10 protein-coding genes and 1 pseudogene are annotated in these 12,902 nt (G+C 66.4%); 5 read left to right on the forward strand and 6 right to left on the reverse strand.

What is annotated here, in order from left to right:
• A partial coding sequence (locus tag CHRYSEO8AT_RS06565) for a S8 family peptidase (RefSeq protein ID WP_370514229.1) occupies positions 1-2,115 on the forward strand: 2,115 nt, incomplete at its 5' end.
• Positions 2,116-2,139: 24 nt separating this feature from the next.
• On the opposite strand, the gene grpE is transcribed toward CHRYSEO8AT_RS06565, so the two are convergent.
• Both grpE and hrcA read right to left on the reverse strand, forming a co-directional pair.
• Entirely contained in the window at positions 2,140-2,781 is a 642-nt protein-coding gene (grpE, locus tag CHRYSEO8AT_RS06570) for a nucleotide exchange factor GrpE (protein ID WP_159848028.1), read from the reverse strand.
• Entirely contained in the window at positions 2,778-3,836 is a 1,059-nt protein-coding gene (hrcA, locus tag CHRYSEO8AT_RS06575; RefSeq protein ID WP_159851639.1) for a heat-inducible transcriptional repressor HrcA, read from the reverse strand. The genes grpE and hrcA overlap by 4 nt, the downstream gene beginning before the upstream one ends.
• A gap of 115 nt (positions 3,837-3,951) precedes the next feature.
• On the opposite strand from hrcA, the gene rph reads away from it, so the two are divergent.
• Both rph and CHRYSEO8AT_RS06585 read left to right on the forward strand, forming a co-directional pair.
• Positions 3,952-4,677 (forward strand): ribonuclease PH, encoded by a 726-nt coding sequence (rph, locus tag CHRYSEO8AT_RS06580; RefSeq protein ID WP_159848031.1) that lies wholly within the window; start codon positions 3,952-3,954, stop codon positions 4,675-4,677.
• 64 nt (positions 4,678-4,741) lie between these two features.
• Entirely contained in the window at positions 4,742-5,200 is a 459-nt protein-coding gene (locus tag CHRYSEO8AT_RS06585; RefSeq protein WP_159848035.1) for a hypothetical protein, read from the forward strand.
• 10 nt (positions 5,201-5,210) lie between these two features.
• Here CHRYSEO8AT_RS06585 and CHRYSEO8AT_RS06590 read toward each other — a convergent pair.
• Positions 5,211-5,455, reverse strand: a pseudogene (locus CHRYSEO8AT_RS06590) (phosphoglucosamine mutase); the annotation flags it as partial.
• A gap of 223 nt (positions 5,456-5,678) precedes the next feature.
• On the opposite strand from CHRYSEO8AT_RS06590, the gene CHRYSEO8AT_RS06595 reads away from it, so the two are divergent.
• Complete coding sequence (locus CHRYSEO8AT_RS06595) at positions 5,679-7,616, forward strand: DUF3363 domain-containing protein (protein ID WP_159848038.1); 1,938 nt, start codon at positions 5,679-5,681, stop codon at positions 7,614-7,616.
• Between the two features lie 291 nt (positions 7,617-7,907).
• Here the strand turns inward: CHRYSEO8AT_RS06595 and CHRYSEO8AT_RS06600 are convergent, their stop codons facing one another.
• Positions 7,908-8,843 (reverse strand): HEPN domain-containing protein, encoded by a 936-nt coding sequence (locus tag CHRYSEO8AT_RS06600; RefSeq protein ID WP_159848041.1) that lies wholly within the window; start codon positions 8,841-8,843, stop codon positions 7,908-7,910.
• A gap of 86 nt (positions 8,844-8,929) precedes the next feature.
• Entirely contained in the window at positions 8,930-10,279 is a 1,350-nt protein-coding gene (glmM, locus tag CHRYSEO8AT_RS06605; RefSeq protein ID WP_159848044.1) for a phosphoglucosamine mutase, read from the reverse strand.
• 162 nt (positions 10,280-10,441) lie between these two features.
• On the opposite strand from glmM, the gene glmS reads away from it, so the two are divergent.
• Complete coding sequence (glmS, locus tag CHRYSEO8AT_RS06610; RefSeq protein ID WP_159848047.1) at positions 10,442-12,256, forward strand: glutamine--fructose-6-phosphate transaminase (isomerizing); 1,815 nt, start codon at positions 10,442-10,444, stop codon at positions 12,254-12,256.
• Here the strand turns inward: glmS and CHRYSEO8AT_RS06615 are convergent.
• Positions 12,217-12,885, reverse strand: a complete 669-nt coding sequence (locus tag CHRYSEO8AT_RS06615) for a Crp/Fnr family transcriptional regulator (RefSeq protein WP_159848050.1) — start codon at positions 12,883-12,885, stop codon at positions 12,217-12,219. The two genes, glmS and CHRYSEO8AT_RS06615, sit on opposite strands and share 40 nt — an antisense overlap.
• Positions 12,886-12,902 lie beyond the last annotated feature (17 nt).

Consider the following 12,902-nt stretch of genomic DNA (forward strand, 5'->3'; position numbering starts at 1 on the left):
CCCCCACCTCCACCACCACCCCCGCCTTCGGTGACATCGAGCGAATATCTGCGGAACTACGGCCTGGCGAATATGAAGGCCCAAGTCGCCTGGCAGGCCGGGGCGACCGGGTTGGGCGTCACCGTCGCCGTCGTCGATTCCGGCATCGCCAACACCCTGCCCGAGCTCGAAGGGCGGATTTCCAGCGCCTCGACCGACGTGGTCGCGGGGCGCAACACCCCCTATGTCGCGTCGAGCAGCCACGGCACCCGGGTGTCGGGCGTCATCGCCTCCAATTTCAACGGCTTCGGCACGATCGGCGTGGCCTATGAATCGACCATCCTGTCGATCCGCACCGACATCTCGGACTGCACGGACAAGAACACCGACGTCTGTTTCAGCAGTTCGGACCTGGTGCGCGCCCTGGACTACGCCGTCGCCAACGGGGTCAAGATCATCAACATGTCGCTGGGCGGCGATGGCCGGCTGGGCTCGGCGTTCGAGGCGGCGCTGCTGCGCGCCGTCAACTCGGGCGCGGTGATCGTGGCCTCGTCGGGCAATGACGGAAACGCCAATCCGGGCTGGCCGGCGCGCTACGCCATCGATCCGCGCTTCGCCGGAAGTGTGATTGCCGTCGGCTCGCACGGCGCGACCGATGTCATGTCCAGCTTCTCGAACCGGGCCGGTGATACGGCGGCGGGCTACATCTCTGCGCCCGGCGAGGACGTCATCACCGGCTGCGAGGGCACGTCTTGCTGGCGCGTCAACGGCACCTCCTTCTCGGCGCCACATGTCTCGGGCGCTCTTGCCCTGCTGATGGACGCCTTCCCCAATCTGACGGCGCGAGCGGCCCTGGCTATTCTGGTCGATACGGCGCGCGACGCGGGCGATCCGGGCACCGATATCGTCTATGGGCGCGGCCTGCTGGATATGGCCGGCGCCTTCCGCCCGGTCGGCACGACTTCCACCCCGATGGCGGACGGAAGCTCCATCGTGACCCTCAGCGAGCCGGGCAGTTTCGTTGGCGCGGCCTTCGGCGACGCCTTCCTGCGTCAGAGCGCGCTCAACACTGTGCTGTATGACGCCTACGACCGGATGTTCGCGGTCCAGCTAGGCGGGGCCTATCCGACCGCGCCCAGCCGATCCTATCAGGCTGCGCCCTTCGAGCAGAGCACCACGGCGACCACCACCCTGGCCCTGCCCGGCGGCGGGCGACTGAACCTGATCGCGGCCCAGCCCAGCCCGACGCCCGAGCCCGTGACGCCGCGCCACGATCTTTATGACGCGCCGTGGATGGGCGACGAGCCGCGCCAGGAGGCGATGCTGAACCTAGAGACCGGGCGGATGAACTTCTCGGTCTGGCAGGGCAAGGGCGGGGCGGTCTCGCCTTTCGACGGCGCGGCCGGCGACGGCTTCGCCGCCCTGGCCCAGGCCGACCATGCAGTGCGCGGCGCAATGCGGTTCGGCGCCGTGACCATCTCGGCCGAAAGCGGGGGCGGCGATCGCCGCATGCCGCTGCGCCAGGTCGAGCAGGACGCCTCCACCTATAGCCGGGCGGCGATCGGATGGCGGGGCGCCGAGGGCGGCCTGTCGTTCAGCGTCGGCGCGCTTGACGAACGGCTCGGGCCATTGGGCGCCTTCCTGCCTGGCGGGTCCGACTTCGCCCTTCCGTCGCGGACCGCCTTTTATGCGCTTGGCGGGGACTGGACGCTGAGGCCCGGTCTGCGCCTGATCGGCGAGGCGGGCATGGGGTCGACGCAGATCGAGGGTCGGTTCCTGTCGATGGATCAGGCGGCGATCAGTTCGAACTGGCGGCTGGGCCTGCTGACCGGCTGTTCGATGCTGTGCGACCGGATCAGCTTTACCCTGTCGCAGCCCCTGCGGATCGAGAGCGGGACCTTCTCGGCCCTGCTGGCCGATGTTCCGGTCGAATATTTCGATCCCCTGACCTATTCGCGGCGCAGCTTCTCGGCGTCGCCCAGCGGTCGCCAGATCGATTTCATCCTGGGTGGTGAGCGTCGGCTGTGGGATGGCTCCAGCATGACGTTGCAGGCCGTCGCCAGCCGTGAGCCACGCCATGTGGCGGATGCGCCCCCGGAGTTCGCCCTGATCGGAGCATGGCGGCGTCAGTTCTGACCGACGCCGCCTGCTGAACCGGGATCAGGCCTTGCCGTCGAAGGCCTGACCTTCGGGCGCCTGTGCGGCCCCATAGGGGTTGGGCCCTTGCGCGCCAGAGCCCTTGGCCGCGACCACGACCATGGCGGGCCGGACGGTGCGGCCGAACAGTTCAAAGCCGGACTGCATGGTCTGGAGCACCGATCCGCCGGGCACGGTGTCCGACGGCTGTTCCATCATCGCCTGATGCAGGTGCGGGTTGAAGGCCTCGCCGGCTTCCGGCGCGACGCGCTTCAGGCCGTTGCTGTCGAACGCCTGAAGCAGGGCTTTCTGGGTCAGTTCCAGCCCGGTCACCAGGCCGGCGGTGGCGCCCTCTGCGTCCTTGGGCGCGGCCATCAGGGCGCGTTCCAGATTGTCGGCCACGCCCAGCAGGTCCTTGGCGAAGCGCTGGATGGCGAAGGCGCGGGCGTCGTTCTGCTGCGTCTCCGAACGGCGCTTGAGGTTCTCCATCTCTGCGGCGACGCGCAGGGCGCGGTCCTTCCACTCGTCGCGTTCGGCGATGATGGCGTCCAGCGGCGCCAGATCATCACCCCGATTTTCAGAAGGATGGGCGTCCAGGCCGTGTTCGGCGTCGGTCTCGGCCGCGTCCAGGGCGTCGAATTCGTCGTTAAGGGGTTTGTCGCTCACTTGTCGTTCCCGTCCAGCATCCGGCCCAGCACCCGGGCGGTATAGTCCACCAACGGAATGACACGGGCGTAGTTCAGTCTTGCGGGCCCAATGACGCCGATGGCGCCCAGGACCCTTTGTCGGCCGCTCATATAGGGCGCCGCGATCACGGCGGAACCCGAAAGTGAAAACAACCGTGTTTCCGCGCCGATGAAAATGCGCACGCCCTGGGCCGCATCGACGCCGTCCAGCAGGCCGATCAGCTGTTCTTTCTGTTCCAGGTCGTCAAACAGGACGCGCACCCGCTCCAGATCCGCCAGCCCCTCGCCGTCCTGCAGCAGATTGGCGCGCCCGCGCACGATCAGGGCGCGCTCGCGGTCCTGTCCGCCGGACCAGGCGGCGAACCCGTCCTCGACCAGGCGAGCGGCGGTCTGGTCCAGCTCGCGTCGGGCGATTTCCAGCTCGTGCGTCATCTCCCGCTTGGCGTCGGCGAAGGGGCGGCCGCGCAGGCGGGCGTTCAGGAAGTTGGAGGCCTCGACAAGAGTGGAGGGCGTGACCCCCGCTGACAGGGTCATGATTCGGTTCTCGACCGTGCCGTCGTCGGCGACGATCACCGCCAAGGCCTGATCCCCGCCCAGAGCCACGAATTCGACGTGTTTGACGCCGGAATCGCGCACCGGGCTGGACACCACGCCCGCCCCGCCCGCCAGGCCGGACAACAGATTGGACGCCTCGTCCAGGGCGGATTCGAAGTTCCGTCCGCGTCCGGCCAGGCGCCCGTCGATCTCGCGCCGCTCCTCCTTCGTCAGGTCGCCGACTTCCAGCAGGCCGTCCACGAACAGCCGCAGGCCGGCGTGGGTGGGGATACGCCCGGCCGAGGTGTGGGGCGCGGCCAGCAGCCCGGCCAGGGTCAGATCCTGCATGGTGTTGCGGATCGAGGCCGGCGACAGGGCGATGCCGCCCAGCGAGAGGGTGCGCGACCCGACCGGCTCGCCCGTCTCCAGATAGCTCTCGACGATGCGCCGAAAGATGTCGCGGGCGCGCGCGTCCAGCCCCGCCAGTCCCGCCAAGGCCATGCCTGGGGACTGGGCGCCATCGAACGGCGGGGTTTTGGGGGCATACAGGCTCACGGTTTCAGGATAAGCACCGCCGCCACGGCTTCCAAGGCCAGACTTCCAAGGAGTGCTCTCAATGCGCCATTCGCAACGCACCGACGATCAACTGCGTCCCGTGACCATCGAGACCGGCGTCAACCGCTATGCCGAAGGCTCGTGCCTGATCACCTTCGGCCACACCAAGGTGCTGGTGACGGCTTCGGTCGAGGAGAGCATTCCCGGCTGGATGCGCGGCAAGGGTCAGGGCTGGGTCACGGCCGAATACGGCATGCTGCCCCGCGCCACCCACACCCGCGGCCGCCGCGAGGCCGCCGCCGGCAAGCAGTCGGGCCGCACCCAGGAAATCCAGCGCCTGATCGGCCGGTCTTTGCGCGCCGTGGTCGATCTGAAGGCCCTGGGCGAGCGTCAGGTCGTGCTGGACTGCGACGTTATCCAGGCCGACGGCGGCACCCGTACCGCCTCGATCACCGGCGCCTGGGTCGCCATGGCCTCGGCGCTGAACTACCTCCGTGACGAGGGCGTGCTGAAATCCGACCCGATCCTGGACCAGGTGGCGGCCGTGTCGTGCGGCATCTGCAACGGCGTGCCCGTTCTGGACCTGGATTATGAAGAGGACTCAGAGGCCGAGGCGGATTCCAACTTCGTCCTGACCGGCGGGGGGCAGATCGTCGAGGTCCAGGCCACCGGCGAAAAGCGCGGTTTCTCGCGCGCCGAGTTCGACCGGCTGTTCTCGCTGGCCGAGGTCGGCTGCACCGAACTGTTCGCCCTGCAGAAGGCGGCGCTGGCGGCGGTGAAGCGATAGGGGGTTTCGCCTTGAGTCGTTGACGGGCATCCTCGCCTGGTTGGTCCTGACCGGAGACAAGTCGATGCGTCGATCCCAATGGCTTTCGCTCGCCGCCTGCGCTGTGCTGATGGCCGGATGTCAGCCCTCCGGCCCCGGAGCGCCCGCATCCAGCGATTCGGCGTCGAACCCCGACGTGATCGATGCGGTTCCACTACAGCCGGAAACCGCGCCGGTCGCTCCGCCTGCCAAGGCGGATGCTCCGGCCAAGGAGCCGGCAAAGCCCGTAGAGGAGCCCCAGGCCAGCATCCCCGAGGGGCCGGACATGGCGCCTCAGCCGGTTCCGGTCAGCGAAGTTCCATGTCGCGAAGCCATCGGGGCCGCCGCCTCGGCCCGCCTGGTCGAGCGCTGCATCCAGGTCAGCCCGGCGACCCGCCCGCCCTGCAACGCCGCCAACCCTTGCGACCTGATCCAGGGCGAGATCGACCGCTCCTGCAAGCTGTGGGAACGCGACGGCGACCCGCCGGCGGCGTGTAAGCCCTAAAGGCCGACCCTCAGCCGGCGGCGCGCACCGCGCCGGCAACATCGGCCACCACCCGTTTCACCAGCGCCTCGTCGTCGCCTTCGGCCATGACGCGGATCAGCTTTTCCGTGCCCGACGGCCGCACCAGCAACCGCCCCTGACCGTTCAGCGCCGCCTCGGCCTCGGCGATGGCGACCTTGACCGTGTCTGTCTCCAGCGGCTTTTCGGCGGTGAAGCGGACGTCTCCAGCTTTTGCTGCACCGGATCGAACTGACGGACGGACAGTCAGCAGCGAAGAGCGTGGGATGGGCGGTCGTCAGAGCGCCCAGGTCGTAAGGCCCGAACACGGTCGATCGTGATGCACTCCGATCAAAGGTGATCAAACCCCGTCAATCCGACGGAATAACTCAGGGCGCGACAGGCGCGACTTTGTTCGCAAAACTTCCGGCGACCGGTGGACGGTTCGCGAACAAAACGGTTGTTGACGACAGGTTGCCCCATGGCCACGCCTCACGATCCTGACGATTTTCCATTTCGTCCGTCAATGACGGCCCACAGAGATCACTATCCCCGCGGGGCCGTCGGCCTGCCCGGTCGTGCGACGGCGTCGATGACCTTGAGAGCGAGAACACGACACTTTGCCGCCAAGACCGTCGCGAAGCGGGTCCGGCCTGCCTTCCGGGGCGCCGGGCCGTCGCGTCGCGTATTCGTGAAGGTCAAGGTCGTGATGAGGACACCGAACGCGCGCGCCTCCCTGAAAGCTTGTGTGCGATATTTCGGACGGGAGGGCGCTGGCGAGGAGGGCGCGAGAGCGGCGTTTTTCGGGCCGCAGGAGGACCGGCCTGACGCCAAGGCGGAGGTCGATCGGTGGGCCGATGACCGCCGTCATTACCGGATCGTCGTGAACCCGGAGGATGGACAAGAGCTCGCGGACGTCAGGCAGTTCGCACGTCGGATGATGAAACAGGTTGAGATCGACACCGGCACGCCGCTCGAATGGCTCGCCGTGACGCACTACGACACCGGACGGCCCCATCTCCACATCATTTTACGCGGTCTGCGCGACGACGGGCGCGACCTTGTCTTCAGCCGCGGTTATGCAGCACAAGGCCTGCGCAGCCGGTGCGAGGCCCTGGCGACCGAAATCCTGGGTCCGAGATCCGACCGGACGGCCTCCACCCGTGATCTGACGGCGGACCGATTGACGGCGATGGATGACACGCTTTTGCGCAGTCAGGGCGACGGCAAGCTCAATCTCGAGGGTCTGGAAAGCGGAGAAAGAGCCAACGCCCTCCGCCGTCTGGTCCATCTTGAGCGTCGCGGATGGGCTCAGCGAGATAGCCAAGGCTTTTGGGCCGTCCCTGAAAATCTGCGCGATATACTGCGGAATCTCGGTGAACAGGAGGCGCGTGAAGCCGCCGCGACGCGCGCCATCTGGGGCGGCTTTTGGGGCGGGCAAACCGATCGCCTTGAACCGCTGAGTCTCTCGGAAGGCGAGGTGGTCGCTGGCGCTTACGCCGGCGTTCAGCCGCTCAAATGGCACAAGAAAGCGGCCCAGTTGCTCGTGCTCGAGACCATGGATGGACGTCTGGGGCATGTCCGGCTGGCGTCATTGGATCGCGTCATGATCCTGGATCGCGTGCCCGAGCGGGCCGTCATCGCGTTGCGGGGAAGGCCATGGAGGGAAAGGACTTCGGACCAGACCATCGCCCAGGTCGCGCGATTGAGAAACGGCGTCTACTCTGAAGGCGATCATCTTGCGGTCCGGCCCGAAGATCGGTCTGGTTTCATAGAGCGCCATCTTCGACGGCTCGAAGCGATGCGCCGCGAAGGCGCGGTTGAGCCTCTGGGCGAAGGCCGGTTCGCCATTCCACCCGACTACATCTCGCGGGCGTCGGCGGCGGATCAGGCGCGCCACGGTCCCACCGACGTCGAAGTCCGCGTGCTCGATGTCAGGCCTCTGCACCTCCAGACCGCAGCGCGTGGGGTCACGTGGCTGGACCGGGTTGCTGGCGGGTTCGAACCTGATCCCGGCGCGGGCGCCATGGCGGATGAAGCCAGGAAGTTGGGACAAGAACGGGCTGAGATTCGCAAGGGGTGGGGGATCGGCGATGGCGATGGCTCAAAGCTTGCCGACAAGGACATGCTCACCCTCTGGACGATGGAGCTAGAGACCCAGTTCAAGAGGCTTGGAAAAGGCGAGAAACTGGTCGTCAAGGCTGAGGAGGGGCAGCCCTTCTCGGGCGTCTACGACGATAGAGTTCACATGGGCGGTCGAACCTATGCGGCGGTCGAGAGCCGCACCGTGGTCACCCTGGCGCCTTGGCGAGCGGGTTTGGAGGCGTGTCGTGGCCAGGGTCTCACCGGGGTCCTGCAGGCAGGGCAGGTGGAGTTTCGGTTCGGAGAGCGTGGCCGGGGTCTGGGACTCGAGCTCTAGGCATCGTCCTCCTTCGACTCCTGCGCGAGGCGCGGCTCGCGCGATGAAGACCGCAGCGCGCTGACCTGCAGCTTGGCCCAGTCCCGAAGCTGACGTCTCGGATAGTAGGGGCGTTTTCGAAGGTGGATATAGGGCGGACCGTCCAACCCCAGGCACAGCATTTTCGCTAGCGTGGACGGAGCGAGTTGAATGCCCAAGGCGGCGAGTTCACGCGACGCTTCCTTTCGATTCAGAAGACGATTTTCGTATTCGACTGCCCTATTTGCATCTGCGTCTCCCAAGGTTGACGACCTATCCGGCGCTCCCGACCTTCACCCTGAGGTCTTCAATGCGCGCCTTGCTGAGTTCGGCGACCCGATCGCGCAGACACCGAGCCCGCGCCATGAGCCACTCCAGGTCTTCGGACGAGGCATCATATTGGTCGCTGTACCGCGCTTCGACATAGGCCCGTTTCAGCAGTTCGAACCGGCGGCGATCGAAGCGGCCTTCACGCGGCCAGGCCTCGACCAGGCTGGTGTTTACGTCCTCGGCCAAGGAGCGGAGGAACTTGATGTTGTGCGAGCGCGGAAAATAGAAGGTGTGGACGAGGAGAAAGCAGGCGTAGGAAGTCTCGACCGCTTGGTGGAGATTGAAGGCGGCGTGAGCTCGGAGGTGAGGTTCCGCGTCTGATCGATCCATCTGCCCTTGAGCGGTATTCAACCACTCGCCGATATCGCGGTGTTTCTTCTCATAGAACCGCACCGCCGTATCAAGCGCGTCTTGCGCCGTCATCGGCTGCGGCGTCGCGAAGGGATGGCCGGGAACTTCGTAAAGGGCGATGCCGTCGCGGACGATGTCAGTCCAGAAGTACTCGCCGCGTCGCAGGGCGTCGTTCACCTCATGAAGATCGTGAACGATCAGATTGACGGTGCGGCCGATGGCCGGGTCGCGAAGGATTTGATCCTCAGAGCTCCACCAGTAGTCGGCGATGTTGGTGAGCTTCTCGTGGTTGACCACGATCAGGAGGTCGAAGTCCGAGAGATAGCCATTCTCCGGCTCGTCGACCCAGTCCGTCCGTGCGTACGACCCGAACAGGATGATCTTGAGGATCTGGCCGCCGCGTCTCCAACCGGAGTTGGCGCCGCCGCCGCTTGTCCTGGCCGCTTCAAATCCGGCAAGCAGGATGTCGCGAACGCGTCGAAGTTCACGTTGCTGACGCTCCGGCAGATGTTCCAGATCGGACTGCATAGGAAGAGTCTACCGTAAACTCAGACGCTGTGAACCGCGAAGTTGCACGCATACGCCGCATAGGTTCGTACATTGTGTTATGGGTCTCACCCTGCTGTTTTCACAGCCGCTGCAACTTCAGCCACCACCCGTTTCACCAAGGCCTCGTCGTCGCCCTCGGCCATGACGCGGATCAGTTTTTCCGTGCCCGACGGCCTCACCAGCAACCGCCCCTGACCGTTCAGCGCCGCCTCGGCGTCGGCGATGGCGGCCTTGACCGTGTCAGTCTCCAGCGGCTTTTCGGCGGTGAAGCGGACGTTCTCAAGTTTTTGCGGCACCGGATCGAACTGATGGGCCAGTTCGCTCATCGGCTTGCCGGATTCGACCAGGACCGCCAGCACCTGCAGCGCCGCCATCAGGCCGTCGCCGGTGGTGGCGTGGTCGTGCAGGATGATGTGGCCCGACTGTTCGCCACCGATGTTGAAGCCGCCCTCACGCATCCGCTCCATGACGTAGCGGTCGCCGACCTTGGTCCGCTCCAGCGTCAGCCCCTCGGCGGTCAGTCGGCGCTCCAGCCCCAGGTTGGACATGACGGTGGCGACGACGCCGCCGCCGGTCAGGATGCCGCGTCTGGCCCAGTCCAGACCGACCAGGGCCATGATCTGGTCGCCGTCCACCACCTGGCCCTTCTCGTCACAGATGATCAGTCGGTCCGCGTCGCCGTCCAGGGCGATGCCGATGTCGGCGCGGTAGCGTTTGACCGCATCGACCAGGGTCGCCGGATGGGTCGAGCCGCATTCGGCGTTGATATTGGTCCCGTTCGGCGTCACCCCGACGGGGAAGACTTCGGCCCCTAGCTCGAACAGGGTGGTGGGCGCGACCTTGTAGCCGGCGCCATTGGCGCAATCGACGGCGATGCGCAGCCCTTGCAGCGTCAACCGCTTGGGGAAGGCCTGTTTGGCGATCTCGATATAGCGGGCCTGGGCGTCGTCGATCCGCTTGACCCGACCCAGCTTGTTCGACGGCGCCAGGCCCTGGTCCAGGCCCTGGTCCATCATGGCCTCGATCTTCAGCTCGATCTCGTCCGACAGTTTGTAGCCGTCCGGCCCGAACAGCTTGATCCCGTTGTCGGCATAGTCGTTGTGCGAGGCCGAGATCATGACCCCCAGGTCGGCGCGCATCGACCGGGTTAGCATGGCCACGCCCGGCGTCGGCACAGGACCGAAGGTGCGCACGTCCATGCCCACCGAGGCGAAGCCTGCGACCAGGGCCGGCTCGATCGTATAGCCCGACAGGCGGGTGTCCTTGCCGATCACCACCAGATGGCGGCGGTCGTCATCGGTGCGGAACAGTTTCCCGGCGGCCAGACCCACGCGCAACGCGACCTCGGCCGTCATCGGATAGGTGTTGGCGCGCCCGCGAATCCCGTCGGTGCCGAAGTATTTTCTGTCGCCCAAGGCCTGGTCCTTTGTTTCGGGTAACGTTCCGAAACCCCTTTTTTGATGCGGTCCGCCTTAAGATTGCATAGACGGCCGGTGGGGCTTGATGTGTGGCTTAGCCTCGGATCGCCGCCAGTGCAAAGCGGCGCCCCTTTCCCTGACCTCTCGGAGCCTTCGCTTATGTGCGGCATCATCGGCGTCACCGGCAACGGACCTGTCGTTCCCCGGCTGATCGACAGCCTGAAACGGCTGGAGTACCGCGGCTATGATTCCGCCGGCGTCGCCGCCGTCGTTAACGGCTCGGTCGAACGCCGCCGCGCCAAGGGCAAGATCCGCAATCTGGAGGCCGTCCTGGCCGAACAGCCGATGACGGCGACGGTCGGCATCGGCCATACCCGCTGGGCCACGCACGGCGCCCCGACGACGGCTAACGCCCACCCGCACAAGGCCGGCCGCGTCACCCTGGTCCACAACGGCATCATCGAGAATTTCGCCGAGCTCAAGGCCGAACTGGCCGCCGAGGGCCACGTCTTTGAAAGCCAGACCGACACCGAGGTCATCGCCCACCTGCTGGATGCCGAACTGAATACGGGTCGTGCGCCGCTTGAGGCGTTCAAGATCACCCTGGATCGCCTGACCGGCGCCTATGCGCTGGCTGTGCTGATCGACGGGACGGACGACCTGATCCTGGGCGCGCGTCGCGGCAGCCCGCTGGTCGTCGGCTGGGGCGAGGACGAGATGTATCTGGGCTCGGACGCGCTCGCGGTCGGTCCCTTCACGCAGAAGATTTCCTACCTGGAAGAGGGCGATTACGTCGCCGTGACCAAGGCCGGCGCCCAGATGTTCGACGTGGCGGGCAAGCCGGTCGAACGCGCCATCGTCCAGGTCTCGGCGTCCTCGGCCATGGTCGAGAAGGGCGAGTATCGTCACTTCATGGAAAAGGAGATCCATGAACAACCCGACAGCGTCCAGCACACCCTGTCGGAATATCTCGATCTGGTGACCGGCACAGCCAAAACGAACATCGTCGATTTCGCCGCCATCGACCGCATTCAGATCGTGGCCTGCGGCACCGCCTTCTACGCCGGTCAGATCGGCCGCTACGCCTTCGAGAAGCTGGCGGGCCTGCCCTGCGACGTCGAGATCGCATCCGAGTTCCGCTACCGCTCGCCGGCGGTGTCGCAAAAGACCCTGGCGGTCGCTGTCAGCCAGTCGGGCGAAACCGCCGACACCCTGGCCAGCCTGACATGGTGCAAGGCGCAAGGGTTGAACACCGCCGCCGTCGTCAACGTCCATTCCTCGTCCATGGCGCGCGAAGCGGCCGTGCTGTGGCCCACCCATGCGGGACCGGAGATCGGCGTGGCCTCGACCAAGGCCTTCACCGCCCAGGTCGCGGCCCTATTGGCCTTGGCGGTCGCGGCGGGAGTGGCGCGCGGCCGGATCGAAGCGGCTCAGGAGGCCGAACTGGTCAAGGCCCTGTTCGAAAGCCCCCGCCTGATCGCCGAGGCCCTGACGATGGGCGACAGCATCCGCGCCGTCGTTCAGGACCTGGCCAAGGCCGACGACGTCCTGTTTCTGGGTCGGGGCGCCATGTTCCCGCTGGCCATGGAAGGGGCGCTGAAGCTGAAGGAGATCAGCTATATCCATGCGGAAGGCTATGCCGCTGGCGAGTTGAAGCACGGCCCTATCGCCCTGATCGACGAGGAGACGCCGACCATCGCCCTGGCGCCGCTGGACGATGTGTTCGAGAAGACCGCATCCAACCTTCAGGAAGTGGCGGCGCGCGGCGGCCCGGTCATCATGATCGCGCCGGAGAGCGCACCCGACCTTCACGGCGCCGGAATCCGGCGTATACACGCTCCCGATTGCCACCCGCTGATCGCGCCCCTGGTCTATGCCGTGCCGGTGCAACTGCTGGCCTATTACACCGCCGTCCAGAAGGGCACCGACGTGGATCAGCCGAGGAACCTCGCCAAGTCTGTCACGGTGGAGTGAGGCGCGGCCGCCGTCTCGCGCAGGGTCTCGACATCGGCGATCTGGATCGCGCCACGCCTTAAGCGCAGCGCGCCCGCGGCGCACAGTTCGGTGCAGGCTGTCGAGACGCTGGCGCGCCGCACCGACATCAGGTCGGCCAAGTCGCTCTGACGCAGGGATACAGTGTCGCCGCCGCCCTGGTCGTGAACGTCAAGGATGAGCGTTGCCAGACGCTGGCTGACCTTGAGGGCCGCGTGACGTCCTAGCTCAGCTTGAAGCGCGGCGTTGCGGCGGCGCAGGTCGGTCAAGGTCGCCTCAATCAGGGTCTCGCGGTCGATCCGCTGGGCCAGCCGTCGCGCCGGCACGGTCAGGAACCGTCCCGCCGTCAGCCACAGGGCGACTTCCTTCTCGCCGCATTCCGTCACGGCGTCGAAATTGATCAAGTCGTCGCGAGAGGCCAGGCCGCGCGACAGGGTTTCATCCGGGCCGAGACGGGCGGCGACTCCATCAAGAATGAAGGTGACCTGGGGTTCGCCATCACGCGTCAGGGCGGTGCGTTCGCCGGGCGCCGCGTTGAAGGCGTCGCCGTCGTCCAGACCCTGTACCGCCAGCAGGGAGAGCAGGGACCGCGCGAGGTTCGACTTGGACATGCGCCGTGTAGACCGCC

The organism is Brevundimonas sp. G8, from assembly GCF_902506205.1.
Taxonomy (GTDB): Bacteria; Pseudomonadota; Alphaproteobacteria; order Caulobacterales; family Caulobacteraceae; genus Brevundimonas.